General features: G+C 53.7%; 26 protein-coding genes. 4 read left to right on the top strand and 22 right to left on the bottom strand.

Going from position 1 to position 22879, the window contains the following annotated elements:
- Positions 1-63 precede the first annotated feature (63 nt).
- Complete coding sequence (locus tag G512_RS0110215; RefSeq protein ID WP_028481631.1) at positions 64-357, top strand: putative quinol monooxygenase; 294 nt, start codon at positions 64-66, stop codon at positions 355-357.
- A gap of 211 nt (positions 358-568) precedes the next feature.
- Complete coding sequence (locus G512_RS0110210; RefSeq protein ID WP_028481630.1) at positions 569-1354, top strand: nitroreductase family protein; 786 nt, start codon at positions 569-571, stop codon at positions 1352-1354.
- A gap of 61 nt (positions 1355-1415) precedes the next feature.
- Here the strand turns inward: G512_RS0110210 and G512_RS20710 are convergent, their stop codons facing one another.
- The 17 genes from G512_RS20710 to G512_RS0110120 all read right to left on the bottom strand — a co-directional run bounded on the left by G512_RS20710 (position 1416) and on the right by G512_RS0110120 (position 15938).
- Positions 1416-1859: a MarR family winged helix-turn-helix transcriptional regulator gene (locus G512_RS20710; protein WP_036489414.1), complete on the bottom strand. Its 444-nt coding sequence runs from the start codon at positions 1857-1859 to the stop codon at positions 1416-1418.
- Positions 1860-2078: 219 nt separating this feature from the next.
- Positions 2079-2864 carry a maleate cis-trans isomerase family protein gene (locus tag G512_RS20705; RefSeq protein ID WP_036489485.1) on the bottom strand — a complete coding sequence of 262 codons (786 nt, stop codon included), beginning with the start codon at positions 2862-2864 and terminating at the stop codon, positions 2079-2081.
- Positions 2865-2878: 14 nt separating this feature from the next.
- Complete coding sequence (locus G512_RS0110195; RefSeq protein ID WP_028481629.1) at positions 2879-3370, bottom strand: nucleoside deaminase; 492 nt, start codon at positions 3368-3370, stop codon at positions 2879-2881.
- Positions 3371-3553: 183 nt separating this feature from the next.
- The gene (locus G512_RS0110190) at positions 3554-3931 is read right to left on the bottom strand and encodes a DMT family transporter (protein ID WP_028481628.1); all 378 of its coding nucleotides are present in this window, start codon (positions 3929-3931) and stop codon (positions 3554-3556) included.
- A gap of 50 nt (positions 3932-3981) precedes the next feature.
- Positions 3982-4302, bottom strand: a complete 321-nt coding sequence (locus G512_RS0110185; protein WP_028481627.1) for a DMT family transporter — start codon at positions 4300-4302, stop codon at positions 3982-3984.
- Between the two features lie 46 nt (positions 4303-4348).
- Positions 4349-4981: a DsbA family oxidoreductase gene (locus G512_RS0110180; protein WP_036489411.1), complete on the bottom strand. Its 633-nt coding sequence runs from the start codon at positions 4979-4981 to the stop codon at positions 4349-4351.
- Between the two features lie 28 nt (positions 4982-5009).
- Positions 5010-5735: a transglutaminase-like domain-containing protein gene (locus tag G512_RS22790; RefSeq protein ID WP_208974991.1), complete on the bottom strand. Its 726-nt coding sequence runs from the start codon at positions 5733-5735 to the stop codon at positions 5010-5012.
- On the bottom strand, positions 5732-6868 hold the full coding sequence (locus G512_RS22785) for an acyl-CoA dehydrogenase family protein (RefSeq protein ID WP_028481625.1): 1137 nt from the start codon (positions 6866-6868) through the stop codon (positions 5732-5734). Before G512_RS22785 ends, G512_RS22790 begins: the two co-directional genes overlap by 4 nt.
- Before the next feature lie 21 nt (positions 6869-6889).
- Positions 6890-7267: an ectoine synthase gene (locus tag G512_RS0110165; protein WP_028481624.1), complete on the bottom strand. Its 378-nt coding sequence runs from the start codon at positions 7265-7267 to the stop codon at positions 6890-6892.
- A gap of 34 nt (positions 7268-7301) precedes the next feature.
- Positions 7302-7559 carry an acyl carrier protein gene (locus G512_RS0110160; RefSeq protein ID WP_028481623.1) on the bottom strand — a complete coding sequence of 86 codons (258 nt, stop codon included), beginning with the start codon at positions 7557-7559 and terminating at the stop codon, positions 7302-7304.
- The gene (locus G512_RS20695) at positions 7556-9046 is read right to left on the bottom strand and encodes an AMP-binding protein (protein WP_051269203.1); all 1491 of its coding nucleotides are present in this window, start codon (positions 9044-9046) and stop codon (positions 7556-7558) included. The genes G512_RS0110160 and G512_RS20695 overlap by 4 nt, the downstream gene beginning before the upstream one ends.
- Positions 9047-10011: 965 nt before the next feature.
- Positions 10012-10842 (bottom strand): inositol monophosphatase family protein, encoded by an 831-nt coding sequence (locus G512_RS0110145; protein WP_028481622.1) that lies wholly within the window; start codon positions 10840-10842, stop codon positions 10012-10014.
- Positions 10842-11681 (bottom strand): glycerophosphodiester phosphodiesterase family protein, encoded by an 840-nt coding sequence (locus G512_RS0110140; protein WP_051269202.1) that lies wholly within the window; start codon positions 11679-11681, stop codon positions 10842-10844. Before G512_RS0110140 ends, G512_RS0110145 begins: the two co-directional genes overlap by 1 nt.
- A 23-nt stretch (positions 11682-11704) precedes the next feature.
- Positions 11705-12769: an ABC transporter ATP-binding protein gene (locus G512_RS0110135; protein ID WP_028481620.1), complete on the bottom strand. Its 1065-nt coding sequence runs from the start codon at positions 12767-12769 to the stop codon at positions 11705-11707.
- A 2-nt stretch (positions 12770-12771) separates the two neighbouring features.
- On the bottom strand, positions 12772-13683 hold the full coding sequence (locus tag G512_RS0110130; protein WP_028481619.1) for a carbohydrate ABC transporter permease: 912 nt from the start codon (positions 13681-13683) through the stop codon (positions 12772-12774).
- A complete protein-coding gene (locus G512_RS0110125; RefSeq protein WP_028481618.1) occupies positions 13680-14564 on the bottom strand; it encodes a carbohydrate ABC transporter permease in 885 nt (294 codons plus the stop codon). Before G512_RS0110125 ends, G512_RS0110130 begins: the two co-directional genes overlap by 4 nt.
- Positions 14565-14633: 69 nt before the next feature.
- Positions 14634-15938, bottom strand: coding sequence for an extracellular solute-binding protein (locus G512_RS0110120; RefSeq protein ID WP_028481617.1), 1305 nt, complete (start codon positions 15936-15938; stop codon positions 14634-14636).
- Between the two features lie 185 nt (positions 15939-16123).
- Here G512_RS0110120 and G512_RS0110115 point away from each other — a divergent pair, with 185 nt between their 5' ends.
- A complete protein-coding gene (locus G512_RS0110115) occupies positions 16124-17296 on the top strand; it encodes an ROK family transcriptional regulator (protein WP_228130497.1) in 1173 nt (390 codons plus the stop codon).
- A 177-nt stretch (positions 17297-17473) separates the two neighbouring features.
- Here the strand turns inward: G512_RS0110115 and G512_RS20690 are convergent, their stop codons facing one another.
- The 3 genes from G512_RS20690 to G512_RS0110100 all read right to left on the bottom strand — a co-directional run bounded on the left by G512_RS20690 (position 17474) and on the right by G512_RS0110100 (position 19381).
- Positions 17474-17905: a DUF134 domain-containing protein gene (locus G512_RS20690; protein ID WP_051269201.1), complete on the bottom strand. Its 432-nt coding sequence runs from the start codon at positions 17903-17905 to the stop codon at positions 17474-17476.
- An 83-nt stretch (positions 17906-17988) separates the two neighbouring features.
- Positions 17989-18417 carry a PaaI family thioesterase gene (locus G512_RS0110105; RefSeq protein ID WP_051269200.1) on the bottom strand — a complete coding sequence of 143 codons (429 nt, stop codon included), beginning with the start codon at positions 18415-18417 and terminating at the stop codon, positions 17989-17991.
- A gap of 133 nt (positions 18418-18550) precedes the next feature.
- Entirely contained in the window at positions 18551-19381 is an 831-nt protein-coding gene (locus G512_RS0110100) for a siderophore-interacting protein (RefSeq protein WP_051269199.1), read from the bottom strand.
- A gap of 224 nt (positions 19382-19605) precedes the next feature.
- Here G512_RS0110100 and G512_RS0110095 point away from each other — a divergent pair, with 224 nt between their 5' ends.
- On the top strand, positions 19606-20766 hold the full coding sequence (locus G512_RS0110095) for an MFS transporter (RefSeq protein ID WP_036489407.1): 1161 nt from the start codon (positions 19606-19608) through the stop codon (positions 20764-20766).
- A gap of 75 nt (positions 20767-20841) precedes the next feature.
- On the opposite strand, the gene G512_RS0110090 is transcribed toward G512_RS0110095, so the two are convergent.
- Both G512_RS0110090 and G512_RS0110085 read right to left on the bottom strand, forming a co-directional pair.
- Entirely contained in the window at positions 20842-21093 is a 252-nt protein-coding gene (locus G512_RS0110090) for a hypothetical protein (protein WP_036489404.1), read from the bottom strand.
- Positions 21094-21295: 202 nt separating this feature from the next.
- Positions 21296-22798 carry an NCS1 family transporter gene (locus G512_RS0110085; protein WP_028481611.1) on the bottom strand — a complete coding sequence of 501 codons (1503 nt, stop codon included), beginning with the start codon at positions 22796-22798 and terminating at the stop codon, positions 21296-21298.
- Positions 22799-22879: the final 81 nt, after the last annotated feature.

Genomic DNA, 22879 nt, shown 5'->3' with positions numbered 1-22879 from the left:
ATAACTCTACGGTATTGGACAAAAACGAGATTGGTTGCCAATACCAAAGCGAAAGATTGAACCATGTCTGATAAAATTGTGATTGTTGCCACCATTACTGCGAAAGCGGGCGAGTACGAGAACCTTAAGGCAGAACTTCTCAAGCTCATTGAACCCAGCCGAGAAGAGCCCGGCAACATTTCCTATGAGTTGTATCGAGACAAGGACAACGACAATACTCTCGTCATGATTGAACAGTTCGAGAGCGAGGCAGCTTTTGAAAAGCACGCCGTATCCGAACATTTTACTGGGTTCGTGGAGGCATCCAAACCGTTCCTGGCCGAACTGCATGTAAAGAAGGTTGAGCGCATCGCCTAAGCTCTGTAGGATCGCGCTCCGATAACACGGGGCAGGGCGCAGATACTGCGATGAACTCTTGCTTGTTGCTTTTCCGGCGATAGGCAAAATGCCATGCTGAGGCAACAAGAGGCTTGCAGGTCTCGAAACCAAATTCCAGAGACCCGCCCCGGCGGGTCTCATTTTGTTTTGAAACATCCCCATTTTTCAAAGGGGCTGAAGGGTAAATCATATGACGAACACTGTGCTTGAGCAGATGATGAACCGCCGTTCTGTGCGCGCCTTTACTGGCGAGGCCGTGAAAGATGAGCATCTGGAACTGATCCTGAAAGCCGGACAGCAGGCACCAACTTCCATCAATGGCCAACAGATTTCGCTTGTCGTCACCCGCGATAAAGACAGCATCAAGAAAATCGCCGAGATAGCTGGCGGGCAGCCGCAAGTGGCCAATGCCGATGTCTTCATCACGGTTGTCATCGACTACGTGCGTCCGGGCTTCGCAACATTTTTGGCCGGCGAGGAAATTGTTATTGAAAAATCGGCGGAAGGCTTGCTGGTCGGAGCTGTTGATGCCGGCATAATGACCAATGCGCTTCAGACTGCTGCTGAAAGCCTTGGATATGGCTCTACGGCGATTGGCGGAATCCGCCGCGCTCCAGAAGAAATGATCAAATTGCTCGGCCTTCCACCGCGGACCTATCCTATCAACGGATTGACACTCGGTGTACCAGACGAGAAAAAGCTACCGGCGGTTAAACCGCGCGTGCCTTTGGAAACGTTTGCCATGCACGAAAAATACAACGCCAAAACCGTTGCTGATGGTGTCAAGGTATACGACGCGACCTTGCGTGAATGGTGGGATGAACAAGGCATGACCGAAATGCCAAGCTACACCGTCTCGACAGCAGCCTTCTACAAATCAGTTTACTTTCCCAAGGTCGCGACAACACTGCGCGCCCAGGGCTTTGACATGGAACAACCTGAATGGATGCCGGAAGTCGACACGTTTGACGGGTAAGGACGTCCTTGCAGAGGGAATCCTGTTTCCCCGACCCTGAAGGAACGGGGAAACAGGCCACTCATCCGGCCTCAACCTTGTCATTGGCGGAAAGCGCATTCGTTAAAGCAAGCACGTCCGCCGCGTTGAACTTATCCTTGGCTTGGTCCAAAGCAGACTGCAGCGCGCTGTCGTAGTCATTTCTTGCCTCGGAAAGCCGCTTTCGTCCGCGGTTCGTCAGAACAGTATAAATGCCACGTTTGTCGTCTGGACACAGATCCCTGACAGTGTAGCCGTTATTCTCCAAACGCCCGACCAAACGGGTTACGGAGCTTTGATTCAAGCCTAACAGCCCGGCCAGTTCCTGCATGCGGAGCTCGGAGTCCTTTGCGACCTCCAGAAACTTCAACGCGCGGAACTCTGAAAGCCCGATGTTGTGCTTTCGCTGCATTTCCTTGGCTATGAAGTTCTCCACGAAGTCAATAAGGTAAATCAACCGCTCCCATGCGGCACTTTGGAGGGACATGGTATTGCTCGCTTCCTGCGCATAGATTGTCTTAGTCTATTTTATATATGCACATACAAATTAATAATAAAAGAGGTAGAGTACGTTGTGAAGAATTGACGACGCTCATCAATTTCATCACCGCACAAGGCCAGATAGAAATATGAAGAAACAATTCAAATAAATGAGCGCCCAGCAGCTATGGTGTTTCTGCCGGGCGTCTGGTTGCTTTAAAAACGTTCAGCCGAAAAGACGCCCATATCCCGTTACCACGGGTTTCTCACGACACTTGGAGAGGGTATCCCAGAACAACACTTGGTTGGCGGACGTCATCGCTACATTGAAATCCTTTTCCACCGCATCAATGATGCCAACGGCACGCTGGCCGTTGCCGGCGACGAAAACGGTATCAACGTCATTTTCCTTGACCACCTTGGCAACCCAATCATAAAGCCCGGCTGGGGTAATATGCGGTTGCCCGCTCGGCAAACCACACGGGCCATGATGCGCGACGGATATTCCGGCCTTTTCAAAGTAGCCCGCCCCCTCTTTGGACAGCGCATCGTCAAACCAGGGCGGATTGATCAAGGCCAATCGTTTGGTCCCAAGTTGCTTGAAAGCCTTCGCGGCAGCAAGACAAGTTGTGGTGGCTGGAATACCGCGCAGCACAGGCTTTAGTCGCTCTATCAACGCAGCCTCACCATCCGGGCCATGCTTGTAAGCTGAACTTGTAAATGCAAGCCCGATCGCATCCAACGGAGATGTGGCCAGAGATTCTACCGCTTCATCCAGATGCGGCGGCGCGGTAAACGTTTCAACTGGCTGATGAGCGATCTTCTCGTCCATAACGCCACCCGCGCGCATGGCCGAAAAATGAACCCGCCCACCATGAATGGACACCTCGCCGCCCGCCATTGCGCCGAACTCGGCTTCAGGCCCCACATCCGCGTGAGGTACAATCACGCCGATGCGAGTGGGAGCACTCCATCCATCAGCCTTCCATTTGCCATCAAGTTTACCCTCCATCTGAGCGTCCTCCTTCAAAACCGCATGAAACTTGATTTCGCCAACCACATACGGAAGGGCTCGAAACCATTATCTACTTCGTGAAGTTGTGGGCGCATGGCCCAATTTTCTGTTGGCACAGCGAAGATTTCGTAGGAACGCGAGTAGTTAAAGCCACCTTGCGCGGCTCCGTCTCTGTCCACCGCGTAGACTATGCGTGAGACGCCGGAATAAAGCGCTGCCATGTAACACAGCGCGCATGGCTCACCGGAGGCGATCAGGGTCAAACCGCTCAGGCTAGGGTGCTGACGGTGCTTGCATGCATTTCGGATTGCTACAACCTCTGCGTGGGCTGTGGGATCGTGATCTTCTGAAACGCGGTTGACCCCGCTTCCATAGACTTTGCCGTTTTGATCGGCAATCAACGCTGTGAAGGGAATGCCGCCCTTCTCAACATGCTCAATAGACATGTCCACCGCCTGTTGAACCAGACCGTTAATTACGTCGTGTTCTGTATTTGAGGGCATGTATGCCGCGCTCCCTGTCATTGGTTTGAGAATTTAGGGGCAAATTAAGTCGCAAGAGATATCGCTCCTCGCGGCAAACACCTGCATGGTTTTCAAACTAACGGTGTTGTATGCCTTACCGCGAGGAGCGGGATCTTGAGACGGGTTACAGCATCAAAAGGTCTGCCTTTGATGTTGATTACCTCAGCCGTTTAGCTGCTTGCTATCGGCCAGTTTCAGCCAAACAACACCCGCAATGATTACGGCTAGCCATACGCCCTGATACAAGGTCACGGGTTGGTCCAGAAGGATACTTCCAAAGACCGCAGCTCCAATTGCGCCGATACCTGCCCAAACGGCGTAGCCAATACCAACATCGATCTGCTTCAACGCCACACTCAGGAAATATAACGTGAGCAAGAAGAAGATGACCGCAGAGATGGACCAGGTGAGTACTGTGAACGCTTGGCTCCCACCAACGCTCAAGGCATAGCCGATTTCAAACAGGCCTGCGAGAAGGAGCATGATCCATGCTTTTCCGTGACCTTCAGTCGTTTCATTTTGTTCAGTTGTCGCTGACATTTTTCAAGTTCCTTGTTTTAGCTTCATGTGAAGGATGCCGAGTAGACTGTTTATGCTGCCCCAGTCAGACGCAGACCGACGACCCCGCCCACGACCATCGCGATGCCTAGAGCTTTCTGCCAATTAAGGCGCTGATTGAAGAAGAGTGCGCCCAAAACAACAATTCCAACACCTGATACCGAGGTCCAGATCGCGTAACCGACACCGACATCAAAGGTTAGAAGCGCGAGGCTTAGGAAAAATGTGGCGATTACACCACTAACTAGAGTTGCGACCGTCCACCTGAAGTTAGTGAAACCTTTTGCATTACCTGCCGAAATTGCAACTGCAATTTCAAATATTACAGCGATACCAAGATAGAACCAGCTCATGACATACCTTTCTATGTTTCAGTTGAATGAGGGGAGTGGTTGAAATTTAGGTTGCTGTATTCAACAACCCGGCTTCTTGAAGGGCAGCGCGCAACTCGCCCTCCGAAGGAACGCCTTGAAGACGCCTGTCTCCAATGAAAATGGTTGGAACAGCAGAGATGTTGGCTTCTTCTTTGGCCTGTTCCAGCGCCTTGCAGTGAGAGAATGAATAGGTGCCTTTATCGAGCACTTCTCGCAGTTCCGCTCCATCAAGGCCAACTTCCTCGCCAAGGCGAACAATCACCTCAATGTCTCCAATGTCCTGCTCTTCCTGAAAGAATGCGCGCAAAAAGCGATTGGAATATGCTTCACCAAGTCCCTTTTCCTGAGCAAGTTGGAAGCCTTCAAAGGCTTTCTGAGTGCGAGGTTGCGGCGAAATCTCAGGCAGCTTGATTGCTACTCCCAGCTTTTCTGCCATGGGATAAACGGAACGTTCCCAGACTGAAGGCAGATATGGATCCTCGACCCGGAGCGTGGGCACAGGATCAGGACGCAGTTCATAAGGCCGCCACTCGATAGGCACATCGTGACCGTCGATGACACGTCGAATGACCGTCTCAGCCAAGAGGCAATACGGGCACACATAGTCGGTGTAGACGACAATGCTGTTTGATGGGCCACCAGTGTTTTTGTTGTACATGCAAGTATATCCTCAAAAAAAATTGTAATCAGGCAGCCCGGAACTCACGCTCCTTCGGCACTGATCCCTTGCCTGTCACCATCAAGGGGTGCTGGGACTGAACCAGACACACAAGTTCCGAGTGCTTGGGGTTAGAGAAACGTGTCGGCTCTCCAAGGTATTCCATGGACCGACCCTTGGTATGCGGCTGATGGACCGCATCGCTGAAACCGTCGAATTCGAGCGGTTCAATCTTGTAGAGCTTGCAAAGCAAGCTATTGAAAACAGGTGCAGTCTTCAGCCATTGACCGTCTACTTTCACCTCATTGTACCAATGCAGAAACACCTTGCCGCCAACCAATTTTTCCAGGCTTGGTGTGGTGATGTGGTTCTGAACCTTAGAGGCCACAACACGGCACGGCACACTGGCGGCACGGCAACATGCAGCATACAAAATGGCCTTGTGCAGACAGAAGCCACGCCCGGCATTGATGATGCCGGAGGCCTTCAAGCCGTCTTTGCTGATGTCCGTTCCAAACACCTCGTAGAAGATGCCATCGCGGATCTTGTAGTACAGCGTGACTGCCACGGACCGGTCGGAATGATCTTTCCGACCAAGTGCATGCTTTACGTAGTTCTGAACCCCAGGGTCGAGATAATCCAGAACCTCGCCGGGCTGGCACTCGACACCGAGAAAACTAAAGTCAGTGTCCAAACCAAAATGGTTCAGAGCAACGGACGGGTCTTGATTGGAGTGGATGTGCGACGTGCTCATGCTCTGATCCCCATCATGGCTGCAATTCGGGAGCGCTGAATGTCGTTTGTTCCGGAGTAAATCGGACCGGCCAGTGCATTGCACACCTCAGCGCCAAGTCCGTTTTCCGCCAGAAAGCCGTAGCCACCGAACACATGGACCGCGTCAATGGCCGTGGACAGGGCGCTTTCGCTCACATAGACCTTTGCAATCGCAACATCGGTCGTCACGTCTTTGTTCTGGCTGACCTTTTCCGCTACGTGCAGGATCCAGTTGCGGCTCATTTCGAAGCGCATTTTCATCTCTACGATCTTGTTGGCCACAGACTGGAAGGCCCCGATGGACGTGCCAAATTGCTCGCGGGTGTTGGCATACCGAACACACCGGTCAATTCGGCGCTTCATTTCGCCGACATTCATCATGAAGGAATAGAGGATCTCACGCTTCATGACATAGCTCAGGATCAGGAAACCTGCGCCTTCGCGGCCAATGAGATTGGCTGCCGGAATGCGGCAGTCATCCAGTGTCAGCTCGCTGAGGGGAGAAGAAATCAAACCAACCTTCTTCATGGTTGGCCCAATCTTCACGCCCTTAGTGGTTGTTGGCACAAGAAACGCGGAAATGCCGCCTGCCTTGCTGTCACTGGTCTTGGCGTAAACCACGATCACATCGGCGATCGGGCCGTTTGTTACGAATGCCTTGTGGCCATTCAGGACGTACTCATCTCCATGCTTGGCAGCCGTTGCCTGCATGGAAACAGCATCAGACCCGGCACCAGGCTCACTGATGGCGTGGGCACCAATCAAACGCCCCGCTGCCAAATAAGACAGGTAACGGTCTTTCAGATCATCGCTGCCGAACTGCTCCAAAGCGGAAATGGTGCTGGCTAGATGTGTTGCCACAGAGAAGTTGAGGCCTGCATCCTGGGAGACTTCACCCAATGTTTCGCAAAGGCTGAGCATGCCTTTGAGGCGATCGTTTAAGGTGAAGGCTTCGTCTACAGCCGCGTGAAAGAAACCCGTCTCGGAGATGGCCTGCCATTTGGTACGAGGAAACACCCTCTCAGAAGGGGTTCCCTCATTGATGGAGGGATCGAGCTTACGAAGAGCCGAAATCAGCTCTTCGAAGCGCGCAGAAGGATTGGTCGTGAGCATGACGCTCGCACTCCTTTTAGCTTAGTAGCGGGAGAACCCTTCTGGGTCTAGTTTATGTCGTTCATCGCCATTCAGCGGCGGGTTGAAGACACTCACGAGATGCATGTCTTCACCTTCGTTGGCGACGAGTATATGCGGGTCGTGTTCATTGAGAGCGTAGATGTCGCCTGGTTCAATGTTAAAAACGATGCTGCGATCTTTGTTGTAGACCTTGCCGCTACCGGAAATGCAGTAGCAGGCTTCCAGATGACGCTCATACTGCAAGCGAGACTCTGAACCTGCATTCACAACAGTATGGGCCACAGTGAACCCCATGTTGTCTTTCTTCGTGATTAGACGGTGGCTGGACCCATTTCCCCAATTTACGCCTTCAAGTTCATCTTTCTTGCGGTAGAACATTACTCTATCCTCCTAATAGAAAATCTGGTTAGTACTAGGCGACTGCTTTCTGTTCATGCTTCAGAATGAAGTCGTCTATGGCCTTCACACTCAGAAAGTCTTCCGGTGCAAGGTCCATCTCGTTGATTGGCAGAGAAAAAGTTTCTCCGAGCCACGCAATCAGACGCACCAGCGCCAGACTGTCCAAAACACCAGAGGCCAACAGGTCATAGTCCTCTGGGATTTCATCTGCAGAAACATCGGTGGTCAGTTCGTCACAAATGAAACTGCGAATTGCTTGCGAATAGGTCATGAAGTTGCTTCTCCGGTTTCTAGGAAGAACCCAGCAAGAGACTTCCGGTCGGGCTTGCCTGTAGAGGTTCTTGCGATTGGATCACTTGAAATTTTGTAGAAAGAGGGAATTGCGGAGCGGGGGATGTGATCGGCGCAAAAGCTGCGCAGGCTCAGGCTATTCAGCTTTGCGCCAGGCGAAACCTGCACAACTGCAGCCAGCTTCGTGCCTGCAGCCGTGTCAGGAAGGGGTATTACGGCAGCCGCTTCCACATCTGGATGGGAGGCAAGGGCGATCTCAACATCGACAATGTTGGTGCGGACACCACGAACTTTCACAATAAAATCGCTTCGGCCTTCAAGATAAATCAGGCCATTTTGTTTCATGTTCACAAGATCTCCGGTCTTATAGAATGTTGATGCTACGCCTTCCACAGTCCGAGTTATGAACGCATCCTCTGTTTTTACTGGATCTGTATAACCTGTTGCCTGAAACGGCGTAGAAACGAGCAATTCGCCGCGGGCGACATCGTCTGCCTCCGGTTCATCTGTCGGCTCGACCAGAACCTTTACATTAGGTAGCGGCATACCAACCGGCATGACCTCAAGGTCTGTCAACTCTTCGGCATTGCAGGAGAAGACCAGACTGTTGTTGGTCTCCGTGGCCCCATAAACATTCCGAAAGATCGCTTCAGGGAACATATGGGCCAGCTGATGGCGCTGCTCTTTCGAGAACTTCTCGCCGGTCATGATAACATTTTTCACAAAGGGGGCCTTGAAGGCTGAGCTGCCATCAGCCTCTGCAAGCAGTCGATAAAGCAGGGGAACACCTTCAATGAGGTCTGGCTGATACGTGGATACCAACGAGCGCAGATAAGCACCGTCCGCACCTTTTACAGGGTCCGCAAGGACCGAGCGCGCCCCGACGGAAAGAGGCGTCCAGATTTCGAGAAGAGCCAAATCGAAGTTCAAGGGCGCATAGCTGAAGACCGTTGTGTCAGCTGTTACTGAAAACTGCTGTCGTGCCCAGTTGAAGAAATTGGTCAACGCCCTTACAGGAAGCATCACACCTTTCGGAACCCCGGTGCTTCCGGATGTGGTTAAGATCAAAGCGCAACTACTGGTACATTTCGTGAAGCCTTTACCACGCACTTCCTTCAGGATTTCTATGGTTCCGTTGGTGTTAAGGCCCAACTGCGCAAATATAGCTGCATCTTCAAATACCTTGTCACATGCCTTATCACCGAGGGCGGTAGGAACAACCATCACAGGATGACCGTGGTGCCAGAGCGCCAGGATCAGGGCGATCGTTTGCGCGTTCTTTTCTGCATACAATGCTACGCGGGAACCAGAAGGCAGCGGCAGATCTTCTACCTGGTGGCAGAAACCACGATAGATCTCCAAAAGGTCAAGGTAACGCACATCGCCATGATCGGTAAAAAGTGCAATCTTGTCTTTGGTTTTCTCAAACTGCTCCAAGAAGCCTTGGCTTAAAGTCTCATAGACCATAACGCGTTTTAACCTCTGTCTGAGTGGGCAACCTCGCTGATTGCTTGCGCATACAAGTATATTCATCCGCATCTGTCAATATGCATGTGCAAGCATTTTATGAATTTTCGATGGCAAAGTTGGTGCGTGAACGACCGAAAGACAGCAGCATGTACAAATGGTTGTAGCAAGAAGAGATGCTAACCTATTGAAAATGCGTAATATGCGTTTTCATCTGCTACGAGCACCCCTGAATTATCGTAGAACTAAGGATATGAACGCCCCTCGTGCTACGCAAATCCTGCATGCGTTAGACACTTAAGCACTTGAATAGACGTGTAACCACACACGCCAGTTGTCTAGGAACCATGCACGGCGCTCTCAAGGCACTCATTCGCGGCATGAATTTTAGGCTGTGAGTACTTAATCAACGCAACCAAACCTCCTGCTAAAATGGTAGGGGTGGCGTAAATCCCTAGCAGTCGGGGGAATCAAACCTCTGATTCTTGATCAGCAACACGGCCGAAATGGCAGAGATAGCGTTGCCAGCCACGCCGCTCAGACCCATTGGGGTAGGCGCCCTGCTTGCAGGGTAACCGCAATCTGAATACCAAAGCGGATCATAGGCCCGACACTTCATCATCCGCTCTGGAGATCCAGAACGCAGGCGAGCGAGCATGCTAATGAAGCTTTGATAACCGGGCACCGGGAAACAAAGCTTACGAGCTAAAGTTTGATCTCATCGTCATCGTGAAAACAGAACCGTCGAACGGCTCGTGGTTGCCATGGTGATGGGGTGCCTGTCGCCACAATCCTGAAAACTAGACAATACAGACGGTGCCGCTGAGGCTCGGTGCTCCCACCACATCATTGACGAAAAACCGGTTCCCAAGCGGAGGAGGAGGAAAAGCAGAGCACAAAGACTGTGTGCTTTCAAGGAATACCCGGTCCAGAGGAGGTCTAACGGACCGGGCTTGTCAGATTGCCTAAACCTGCAAGGCAGGCCGCAGACGCGAGAGCGCGTCCTCCATCATTTGCGGACTTGCGGCAGTTAGCAGCATGCCCTCAGACATGGTTGGACGATACCGCTCACCAGTAATCAACTGCGCCGCACCTCCCGCTTCTTCAACAATCAGCGCCCCCGCTGCGTGGTCCCATGGCTTCAGATTGGCAGCCAGGCAGAAGCCAATTCGGCCTTGCGATACCAATCGATACTCGTGACAGGAACACCGCAGAGAGTTAAGGCGGTTGAACTCCGACAAACGGGCTCCGACGGCCAGACGCTGGTCAGGCGACAGCAGGTACAAAGGCACCATGCCAGTAAGAAGCCCCGGCCCCTCAAGGCTGGAGATCTTTCTGGTATGACCCGCTGCTGTTTGAAACCGGCTGCCAGCACCTTTTTCCGCACAGATCCAGTCATCCAGAACTGGGTCATAGAGCAGACCGAACACCGTCTCGCCCTTGTATGTAACGGCGATGATAACGCCGAAGGTGGCAAGGCCATTGGCGTAATTCCAGGTCCCGTCAACGGGATCGACAATCACGCAAATGTCTTCACGGTCAATCAGGGATAGTCGGGACGGATCATCGGAGACCGCTTCCTCGCCCACCACAGCGGCACTCGGCAACAGGCGGCCCACAGCTTCGGTGAGACGCTCTTCAGAGCGTTTGTCAGCGATGGTCACCAGATCATCAGGCGCAGTCTTGCTGTCGATCTGCGTGGTTTCCAAGTTCCGAAAGCGCGGCATGATCTCCTCACGAGCGATCTGCCGCACTTCGTTGATCAGCGCTTCATAAAAGGCTGGTGTCAGCTTCATCAACCTACTTTCGCCAGTTGGGAGCGGTAAGCCTGAAGGGCTTCCGGCTCGTCGGTTTGAATAACACTCACACCTGCGTCCATGAGACGGCCCCAGACAGCCGCAGGTTCTTGCGCACCCAATGTGTCCGTCAGGCCGCAACAGGCGACACCATCCAGCGTGTTAACCCAGACAGCCAGTCCCGCCACACGAAAGCGGTCCGCCCGTGAGGCAATGGTGTTCAGGTCATCAAACTTGGTTTCAACGATGGAAGCACCCGTTTCGGCAAGCAAATCAATCAGGGCATCCACATTATGTTCTTCAAACCGTGTCATGGGCATGACCATGATGCCATTGGCGCTTTGAAGTTCCAGAAGGTCGCTGGCTTGCTCAGGAGTTTGTACCTTGATCTTCAGGTCAACCTGGTCATTCATGCGATGTTCCGACACCAGATGAGACGCATCCGTCAGATCGCGCCCGATCTTTACATCAATGTCCAGATAAACGCGGCCCTTGGCGGCTTCCAAGGCTTCAGCGAGTGTTGGGATCAGGTGCTCCGTGAAGGGTTGGTTTTCACCACCGTCTCTGTTTTTCAGTCGCAAAGCCTTCAGTTCGGCCAAGGTCAGTTCTTCTGCAACAACGTTCTGGCCTGCCATGCGGTCGAGCGTCTCATCATGGCAAATGAACAACACATCATCACGTGAACGCCGCACATCGATCTCTACGATCTCATAACCCGCCTCAACAGCATTCAAAATGGCCTGAACAGAGTTTTCCGGGGCTTCATGCCATGCGCCGCGATGGGCCACAATAGTAGGTGCCAAACGGGATCCGCGGATAAAGTCGCGATACGGTATCATGGAAAAGTCCTTGTGTTCTTTTGTTAATTACTACGCAGCGCGTCGCCCGTGGCGGCGTTGAAAAAGTGCAGCTTGTCTTCTGGGATGGTGATATGAACCCATTCACCACCGCGAATGGGTTCGCCCAATTGGGTTGCAAGGCGCAGGGTCTGACCGTTCTCCATCTCCACCACCATGGTGCTGTGGGAGCCAAGATCTTCCCTGTAGGCCACGTGCACGGGAATGCCGCTTTCCGTAACCTTGATGTGTTCCGGTCGAATGCCGACTGTCACATCCCCGCTGATTTCAGTTGCCGCAAGGCGCACACCACCCACACTCACCGCACCGTTCGAGGCTTGAGCCTCAATAAGGTTCATGGGAGGGGAACCTATGAACCCGGCGACAAAGGTATTTGCGGGCTTGTGGTAGATGTTATGCGGGGTGTCAAACTGCTGAATGCGGCCGTGATTGAGGATCAAAATGCGGTCAGCCAGCGTCATGGCCTCAACCTGATCATGGGTTACGAAAACGCTGGTTGCGCCAATGCGGCGGTGCAGGGACGACAGTTCCATGCGCATGTCGTGACGCAACTTGGCATCCAGATTTGACAGCGGTTCATCGAACAGAAGCACCTGCGGTTCACGCACGATCGCGCGGGCAATCGCAACACGCTGGCGCTGTCCGCCGGAAAGCTCTGAAGGTCGGCGATCAAGGTAGTCACCCAGATTCACAACGTTTGCAGCCGTCTGAATCCGGCTGGTGCGCTCATCCTTTGGCACTCCAGCAACCTTCAGCGCGTAGCCAATGTTGTCTGCTACGCTCATGTGTGGGTAGAGGGCATAGTTTTGAAAAACCATGGCAAGGCCGCGGTCTTTTGGCGCAATATTCTGCACCTCGCGCGACCCGATCATGATCTTGCCACCGGAGACTTTCTCAAGACCGGCGATCATGTTGAGCAAGGTGGACTTGCCACAGCCGGAAGGACCCAGAATAACGGTGAACTCACCAGCGGCCAATTCGGCCGTCAGTCCCGGAATAACAGGCGTTTTATTGTAGGTCTTCTGCAGATCAGTCAAATGAATGCCAGCGGCATGTGATTGAGCAGACATGATTATTTCTCCGAGAGGATCAGCCCGCGCACAATGAGGCGCTGGGTCAGGGCGATCAGTACAAGGGGAATGACGGTTACCATGATGGCGCCGGCCATTTGCAACGGGAAGTTGGGAATCTCATCTTCTCCCATGCCTGTATCCAATGCAGTAAGGCCGACTACAGCGGTCTGCATGTCGGGAGAGGAGATGGATACCAGTGGCCACATGTAGGCAACCCACCCACCAATGAAGAGATAGATGAACAGGCTGAGCAGCGGTCCCTTGCTGAGCGGCAAAAGAATGTCCACCATGAAGCGCAGAGGGCTCGCCCCATCCAGCGTGGCCGCCTTTGCCAGATCCACCGGAAGGGTCTTGAAGTACTGCACCATAATCAGTGTGCCAGTACCTTGCGCCATCAGTGGGATCGCAGCACCGGCGTAGGTATTGAGCAGGTTGAGCTGCAAGTCCAATGGTGCTCCGAAAAGAGTTTCCCAGCCCCCCCCCAGATTGGCCACCGCATTGATGGGCATGGCAACGTTGGCCGCGACCTGATAGGCCGGGATCACCATGAGATCGAGCGGCAGCATGATGGAGGCAAGCACCGCCGCATAAATGAAGATGCTGTAGCGCGGCGCAAAGAACACCACTGCGTAGGCCGTAGTGAATGCCAGAAAGCAGCGCCCAAAAGCAGAGGCAAACGCGATGACGAAGCTATTGAATGTCTGGCGTGGCAGAAGGGTCATTTCCCAAACCTGCCTGAAGTTTTCTACGAGATGACTTCCAGGCGTCAGCGAGAAATTATTGCGCAGGAAGTCGCCATAGCTTTGCGTTGCCGTGATGACCACGAAGACAAGAGGTGCCAGAACAAAGGCACAGCCAGCCATAAGGAGCAGTGTCGCCGTGGTGTTGATGGAGCGGGTATCTTCAATCATCTTTCGTATTTCACCCGTTTTTCAACGACCAGATACTGGAACGCGGTGACGGCAGCGACGACGATCATCAGCATCGCTGTTTGTGTGGCTGCACCGGACAGATCGTAAGCTTTAAAACCATCTACGTAGATCTTATAGACAAGCAGATTGGTGGCGCCGCCAGGGCCGCCTTGGCTCATGGTGTCGATCAGTGCGAACGAGCCAGACAGACTGTCGGCAATTTCCAGCACCACCACGATGAAGAGCTGCGGCGTTAGCAATGGCAGCTGAATGTCAAACAACCGCCGCCATGGGCCCGCCCCATCAATGGCTGCCGCCTTATGAAGCGTGTCTGGAATGGACTGCAGCCCGGTAAGCAGGATGATGAAGGTGAACGGGATCGCGCTCCAGATGTTGGCGATGTAGATCATGATCCACGTATGCACCGGGTTGATGCGCGGGTTCCAAAACCCTGGAAACATCTCGTTCAGCGGCGCAAGAATGCCCATGAACGGGTTGAAGATGAACAGGAAGATGACACCGATGGAGGCAGCAGCAACGGCCTTCGGCCAGATCAGGACGTTGCGCGCCAACGGCGACATGCGAATGCCGCGATCGGCAGCAAGTGCAAGGACCAGAGCACAAATGATGGAGGTGGAGGACGCCACAACCATGTAGGTCAGCGTGCGCCAAAGCGACGTCCAAAATTCCGGATCGCTCAGGACACGCTCAAAGTTCTGCCAGCCCACGAACTGGGAGCCGCCGCCAAAGGGGCGCTCCAGATGAAACGACCAGAAGAACGCCAGAAACACCGGCAGATAGAAGAAGAAAAACAACACCACAAGCTGCGGACTAGCCAGCCAGAGCGGAAGCCATTTGTTTCTATAAAAGCGGTTTGACATGGAAGTCGGCCTTTAACGGGAAAAGGGGGCCGGATGCACCGGCCCGCCATGGTTCGCGTGATTGGGGAGTTAAGGCAGTTCAACGCCGCGGTAGGTTTGTTCGAAGCGACGCAGCAGGGCATCACCGCGGGCCTTGGCTGCATCGAGGGCCGCCTGCATGGTCTGGCCGCCGTTGAATGCCTTTTGGGTTCCTTCCATGAAGATGTCGCGGAACTGCACGTAGAAGCCCAGTCGCAGGCCACGGCTGTTCGCGTCACCCGGCTGGTTCAAGGAGTTCACGCCCATTTCAGCGGTTGCAAACTCTTTCATTTCCGCCTTGCCGCTGTCCTTCAGTTTGGTCAGCGCTGACTGGGTGACAGGCATGTAACCGGTCATGCGGGTGAACTCGATCTGCACGTCATCCTGGCGCAGGTAGTTCAGGAACGCTTTTGCAGCTTCCAGCTTTTCGCCTTCGTGGCCCTTCATAACCCACAAGGACGCGCCACCGATCAGGGTGTTGCGGCGCTCAACGCCTTCATACATGGGCGCCATCGCGATCTCCACCTTGTCGCCCAGAGCTTCAAAGGCAGAACGATATGAACCGGTAGAGGCTTCCATCATGGCGCATTCGCCTTGATTGAAGGCAACGTTGTACTTGCCTGCCTTGGTGTCCTGATTGAGCTTAAGGAGGCCTTCTTCACGCCACTGGGCAAGGTTGTTCAGATGGTCAGCAACCGGGCCTTCGTTAAAGATGTATTCGGCATCCAGACCGCCGTAACCGTTGTTGTTGGAGGCAATTGGCGCACCGTGACGGGCAGAAAACTGTTCAAGAACACGCCATGGGTGAGCGTCCGTAGTGACGGGACATTCGTGACCGGCTTCCTTTAGCTTGCGAGCAACTTCCACCATTTCTTCATAGGTGGCAGGTACGTCCTTCACGCCCACTTCGCCGAGTTGTTCCATGTTGGCGTAGAAAATGAGCGTGGAACCATTGTAAGGCTGAGAGAAGAGTTCGCCCTTGGATGTTTCATAGTAAGAGCGCGCACCGGTCAGATAATCGCCCCAATTGACCTCTGGCATGATCTCTTGAACGGGCACCACAGCATCTGAAAGCATCAGATCCAGCGTGCCCGCATCAAAGAACTGAATGAGAACCGGATGCTTGCCAGAACGGTAGGCCGCGATCGCCTTCTGCATGCCGGCTTCATAACCACCCTGACCGATGCAGTTTGCGGTGTGTTCTTCCTGAGACGCGTTGAACGCATCGCAAGCGGCCTGAATTGCAGTTTCTACAGAACCGGTGTTGCCGTACCAGAATTCGAACTGCGCAGCGTTAACCGCTGTGGCTGCAGTGGAAAGCATCAACGCGGATGCTGCGATCTTCAAGAGTTTCATTTGCGCCCCCAAATTGTTTGGACCAGAAGTGAATTGGCGCGGCAGTTATCACAGTTTTGGTGTGACAACATAATGACACATAAAGTGTGATAATAAGAGCCAACTTAAGAAAACTCATGGGAAACAGGCGACAATCCAGAAAGATAAATCTTTCATGACGTCATTTCCACACCTATGCTGTGATAATGGTACATCTGTCCTACACTCCACGTCATTTGATTCGAGCCCCATTTCTAAGAGGGGGCCGCAATGCCGACGTCGCCTCTCGGAATGAGCGCCATCTGCTTTCGGAAATTCACCGCAAGCCGGGGCTGGCGCGCGCGGAGCTGATCAGTCATCTGGACCTGACCCAGCAATCGGTGCATCGCTTGGTCGAAACGTTGGCAGAGCGTGGCCTATTGAGGATTGGCGATCCGGTTCCACCAAAGGGGCGAGGGCAGCCGAGCCCCGCCGTGTTCCTCAATCCGGACTACGCCTACACCCTCGGCATTTCCATAAATACCGACAAGGCCGGAGTCTGCCTGATGGACTTTGCCGGGGGGCATGACACCCTAACCATTGATATCGAAGGCCTGAACAGAGAACCTGCACTGGACCGAATAGAGGAAGCCGTTGCCAAGCTGACCACGTCCTCGGGTCGCTCGGAAGACAAACTCTTTGGTGTTGGTTTTGCCATTGCGGGTTATCACGTTACCGGAACACAGTATAATGCGCCGCTGCCTTTGCAGGATTGGTCCCTCATCGAGTTGGGCCCCTTGCTTTCCGGTCGGTTCAAAGCGCCGGTCTGGCTCGAAAATGGGGCCAACGCGGCCGCGATCTGCGAGAATCTGATGGGCGTCGGACGCCATCTGTCTCATTTCGCATACTTGTCGTTCAACTACGGGTTTGGCGGCGGCGTCGTGATGAATGGCAAGCTTTTACGTGGGGCGCACGGAAACGCCGGTGAATTCAGCGGCATGTTCGACAATGAGAACAACTACAAACGCCCGGCACTTGAACTGCTGATCCGACGCCTGAATGAAAACGGCCTTTCTATTACCTCTGTTGATCGGCTGAAACGGGAATTTCAGCCGGATTGGCCGGGTGTCGCGGATTGGATGGATGAAGTTGTCCCGAACTACAATCGTATGATGAACGCGATTTGCGCCATCATAGATCCCCAAGCCATTGTTTTTGGGGGCGAGATTCCCCGAAAGCTTGCTGAAATGTTCATTGCGCGAACAGAGTGGTTCAATCGGCCCCGCTATGGAATAGCGCGGGTTGTGGCCAAACCGATCATTTCTGAGATTGAGCGCGATGCCTCGGCAGTGGGGGCGGCGGCCTTGCCGTTCACCTCGGAATTCTTCCGCGGCAGTTAAATGCAACGACAACGCTGACGCTCACTGCAGCGTGGATATGGCCCTGACGGACCTGTGAGCGCCAACGTTGCCTTTAGAGAAAACGGATCTGGGGAGGACTACCGCGCGACACAGCAGTCTGTCATGTCGACTTGACCCGTTTTCTGAACTTTCCCGACTGTTTCAAGAAACAGTCGGTCAGATTGTTTCTACCGTGGTGCGGCGTGGACGATCTTCAATATCCTCGGTGACGACCGTAGCCCGGCCACAAAACCCGCGGCGGCGGCGCATCCGACGGCACCGGCCATTATCCTCGTCTTCGATCAAGCCAGTATCTTCGCCAATTTCGACATCTCCGCCCTCAATTTTGAGCGCCATGCCTTCAGTCAAGGCTGTCGCAACTGTCGTACGAGCGTGAGAAACCAGGCGAGAAAAGGTTGGGCGCGAAATCCCCATCAGCTCTGCTGCTGCGGCTTGCTCCAGCCCTTCGGCATCGGCGAGGCGTAATGCTTCAAGACCATCTTCGGGCAACACGACCGCTTTCAGTTCCCGCATGGGAACACCCTGCGGCTTGTAGAACTGGACGCGGCTGCCTTCCTGAATACGGCGTGTTTTTCTAGGACGTGGCATTGTTATAGCCTCCATATAATGAGCATATGTTCATTATTAGCGCACAACAGAGCTGTATGCAAGTCAAAATGAACATAGGTTCATTACGGACGAGCAGCCGGCCGTTTCATAAACTTGCCTTCCGCCCATGCCACAACCTTGCCAGCTTGTCGGATCTCACCATAAAGCTCGAAAATGCGCCGGCTTGTTTCAGGCTCCCAAGCGGCTACCCGGAGGGAGTTTTTAAGCTGTACGGGCTTCACATACCGGACCTTCAGTTCCGCGGTCACCGCTTCCACACCCCGCTGAAAAAGCACATGGGTCATTGCTGCATCCAACAGCGAAGCAATGATCCCGCCATGAACCTGTCCGGTATACCCCTGTACGGCTTCGTCCGGGAAAAAGTCTGTTGTTACAGAACCATCTGGATGAGCAGTAAAAACCAAAGCCAATGACCCTGGCGCAGTGGGACTACAGACAACGCAGTGCTGGTGGTTTGAGTTTGGTTCCATTTCATAAGGAAGAAAGGTCATGGGGTTCTCTTGTAGTTCTGAAGTTTTATGCAACCCGGTCCGACGCAATAAAGGCCAGCCCGTTTGGTCTGGCCCTTTGTAAGATCAATCACTGGCATGCTCCATGATTTAGAGCATATGTTCATATCTTTTGTTAGGAAGTCGCAGCCTCCTGCCGCTTCATGATCTGGTGCTGATCCTCGACCAAACCGATTTTCCAATAGCCGGAGATATAGGTATCGCGTACCGGAACCTGTTTTTCTTTCAGGAGGAACTGTTTGAAATCGCGTACCATTCCGTGCTCACCCGCGATACAGGTCTGGATCGGGCCTTCAGGCCAGTCGCGGGACTGGATGAATTCCAGTGCCGCATGGGATGGTACGTGCGGGTCTGAGTGCACAATCCAGTGCACGTCGATGCCATCAGGCAAGTCGATGTGTTGCTTATCCTCTTCACTCATGATCTCGAAAACAGCAATGCCCTTAGCTTCACGTGGCATGGCCTCCAAGGTTGCAGCGGCAACGGGCAGGGCAGACATATCCGCCACCACGATATAGTAGCGGGCGTAAAATTTTGGCACCTTGACCGGCCCCGGACCTCGAAACATAAGGAAATCCCCGGGCTTGGCCTGTTGCGCCCATCGGGTCGCCGGCCCTTCATCTCCGTGAGCAACAAAATCGATATCCAGCTCCTGAGTTTCTGGCCGATAATGCCGCACGGTATAAGTCCGGACCGGGAAGGTTCCTTTCTTGGGCATGCCATCAGCGAAATATCCCCGGAAAGCCACCGGATCCCTTTGGCACTCAGGGAACACGAGCTTGCAATTCGCACCTTCGTGGTTCTCTGGAAACCCTTCCAACTCGTCACCTGTGAGGGTGATCCGTATCATATTGGGCGTGAGATACCGGGCAGACTTGACGAACAACAAACGGGCGGACGGCTTGCTGGGCGCGGCATTTTGCAGGGGCTTCGACGTTTCAGCCATACGGTTTTCCTTATAATTCAGGGGCGTGTGGGGAGGTAATGTCAGATCGCTTTAATATGAGTTATTTACTCATATTTATTCAATCCGGGTGAAGCGGGCAAGCAAAAAGTTGATAGCGAGCCGTTCCGGTTGCAAATGCCTCTTGCCAGCCACGGGCGAAGCAGAAACACTTTCACCCTCCACGTATCTGGCAGAATCTTGCTCACTTCATAAAGGACGCTCACATGGGAGCCACCTCGGTTTACGGCCGCCGAGATATCGCGCTGATCCGGTTTGTCTTTTTCGTTCAACCTCTTATTCTGGGCGCATGGTTTCCTCGTCTGGCCGAGGTTCAACAGGCCATTGGTGCTGGTGAGGCCGCATTTGCCATTGCTCTGACCGGCATGTCGATCGGCATCGTTGGCTCCCTTGTCTTTGCCAGTCGCCTTGTTGCGCGCTATGGGCTCAAATGCGTTTTTCTTGCAAGTTTTTGCGCTTTTCTGTCATCCATGCCGCTCGCCAGCCTCGCACCAACGATCGGCTGGCTCTTTGCGGCACTGGTTCTTGTCGGTGCCTCGCTGGGTGCCGTCGAGTTGGGGATGAACGTCACCGCAGATGCAATTGAACGGCGCTGCGGTCGCCTGATCATGTCTTCCTGCCATGGCTTTTGGAGTTCTGGTGTACTGGTCGGCAGCCTTATCGGCTCCAGCTTTGCCTGGATTGGCGCCAGTCCGGCTCAAAGCCTTTTCTCTCTGGCAATCGCGGTCGCGCTGCCCTGTCTGTGGGCAACATGGTCACTGCCCAACGTGGCGGAGCCGGACGGGGATAACTCCGCAACACCCGGAAGGCTCAGGTTGACGGGATCATTGCTCGCCATCTGTTGCTTCCTATTCGGAATGGCAATGACAGAAGGCGCGATGGCCGACTGGTCAGCAATTTACCTGCGCGATGTGTTTGCACTGGGACCCGGCCCGTCAGGTTTTGGCTATGTGCTGTTCGCGTTGTTCATGGCAATGGGCCGTTTTTTGGGCGACACCATGCGCTCACGTCTAGGTGCGGGCCGGACCGCCCGTTTGTGCGTGAGCGTGGCAGTTGGTGGCGGCATCCTGTTGCTGATTGCCCCTCACGCAGAAATAGCGCTGATCGGATTTGGACTCGCCGGCCTTGGTGTCTCCACCGGCTTTCCCCTCGCCATCACGGCTGCAGCCGAACAGGACGGCGCCAACCCGACCAGTAATGTCGCGCTTGTTACTCAGATTGGCATTGCCGGATTTATCGTTGGCCCCTTGTTGATCGGCTTCATCGCCGAACCATTCGGCATTCAGCTCGGCCTGGCCGCCGTCTTGCCTCTTTTGGGCATCTCACTCGCTTTTTCTGGTGCGGTTCGTCAGCGTTCCGGCTTGTGATGAAATTCCGGCGGGGGAGCCTTCTCCCGCCGTTGCAAGTGGCGTTTTTCCTGCTCAAATTATGACCGCCCTGAATCAGACTGGATTCAGCCGCACCTGATTGGCGGATTGCGGTATGGTATGAGCCTGATACTGACTCCCGCCCGGCACGGTAAATGCTCCGCTCAGAGCTTTCTCATCGCCGGCAGGATTTGATCGGACAAGTGGCAGAAAGCTGATTGGTGTTTGCCCATTTGCGTCAACCCAAACTCCATTGTCGTTGAACTGTGGCTGCCATTTTCCGCCCGGCAGGTTAGTCCAGTTCTGATCAAGAACAATTGCTGGCATTTTCTTCTCCTGTTGTATGATCAGTGTCATTTGTGGCAACTGGAACGTTGCAGGAGATAGGACGCCAACCGGACAAGGCAGTGAGCACACTCATCAGCGTTGATGGCCACTTGGTGAATGATCTCTTAGTCACACACCTACAAAAAACCCGGCAGGACGCTTCTCCCGCCGGGTCTTCAATCTGTTTCATTTGCGGCAGAGCCTAGAGGTCTTCGCGAGCCAGCGCATGTGCAGGAATTGCTGAGGTTTCCATCTGCACCATGCCATTGCCCTGAACATAGACCCAGTTTCGGTCCACGCTGGTGGCCAGATACTTGTCCATATCCGGATGTTCCACTTCATCCTGCTTGAAGCGCGGCAGAACCCACCCCTTCATCAGCAAGTAGTAGATACCGAAGCCAACGGGAAAGCCCACGAGATATGAGTACTCGATAAAGACCACTGCCAGCACTCCGCCAATCGCCCAGGCAATCAGTCCTGCCGGGTTGCATCCGCCCAGATAGTGGAACTGGCCTTCTTCCTCGTAAAGATCCGGCACGTTCAACCGCCGTTTGCGGATCACGAAGTAGTCGCAGATCATGATCCCGCCGAGCGCAGCCAACATGCCACCGTAGAGACTGAGATAGGTGAAGAGGTGCTCCAAAATCAGCCAAGGCATTGCAATGGTTCCAACCAGCGCTGCCAGAACCAGTCCCATCGCATAGTTGATCCATGGCGCCCCTGCATTGATGAAGGTGAGGGCAGCCGGGATGAGATTGGCGCTGGTGTTGGTGGACCATTGCGCCAGCACAACCATGACCAAGAGGACGATGAGGGTAATACCCGCACCTTCGCTCTGGATTACCGTGATCGGGTTCCAATCTCCAGCAGCGATGAAGGAAATCGCGCCAATGAAGGCAATCCATACTTGCACCACCGGCAAAGCGATGAACTGGGCAGCAAAGGTGTTCTTGTTGCGCTTGAAGAAATTCTTGGTGCCGCTTTCCACCTTGATGAAGCGCGTGATGTTGGGAATGTCCACGGCCAGCGAGGACCAGAAGGCCATGTTGGCCACCAATAGCGCAACCACGGACATTTCTGCATCGCCAACGAAGGTCCAGATGTCCTTGCCACTGGCCGTTGCCAGATTGTCCAGTGTGAAATACATCCAAACCGAGATGGCGAGAATGGCGGGTGCAGCAACCTTGGCAAGAAGCTCAACAGCACGAATGCCCATCGCGGTATTGGCAACCTGCAGCACCGCAAAACCGATGTACCAGGGCACCCAATTATCAAACCCCGTCAGATGGGCGAAAATCCCGTTCAGTGCCAGAGCACCGAGGTAGGTCTGAATACCAAACCAGATCGCCGCTACAATGCCGCGCGAGATGGAGGGAATGTGCGTTCCAAGCGTTCCAAACGGCGCCCGCAGGTAAACCGCAAAGGAAATCCCATGTTCAGTGCCAATATCGGCCGTCAGCATCATGACAAAACCGAGCAGAACGTTTGCGATGAAGATCGTCAACAGAACGGTGGTCAGAGGCAGGCCCGCAACACCGCCAGCGCCTAACTGAAAGGTGGCGATGATCACGGCCATGGAAATCCAAAGACCGATATACCCTGTATTCGAGATGGCGCGTTGATTGAGCCAGACGGGGAGAATTGCTTGTTCGAGCAGGCGTGACTTGCCATACGAAGTCTCGTCCAGAACTTCGGTTTGCGCCATAGATCCGTTCCTCAGCAGTATAGATTTTCAATGGGCAGTAGATAAATAGTCGCCGCAAGTAATACGCACGTATTAAAGATC

This window comes from Pseudovibrio exalbescens DSM 16456 (assembly GCF_000422785.1).
Classification (GTDB): Bacteria; Pseudomonadota; Alphaproteobacteria; order Rhizobiales; family Stappiaceae; genus Pseudovibrio; species Pseudovibrio exalbescens.
This window is presented reverse-complemented; position numbering and strand designations above follow the sequence as displayed.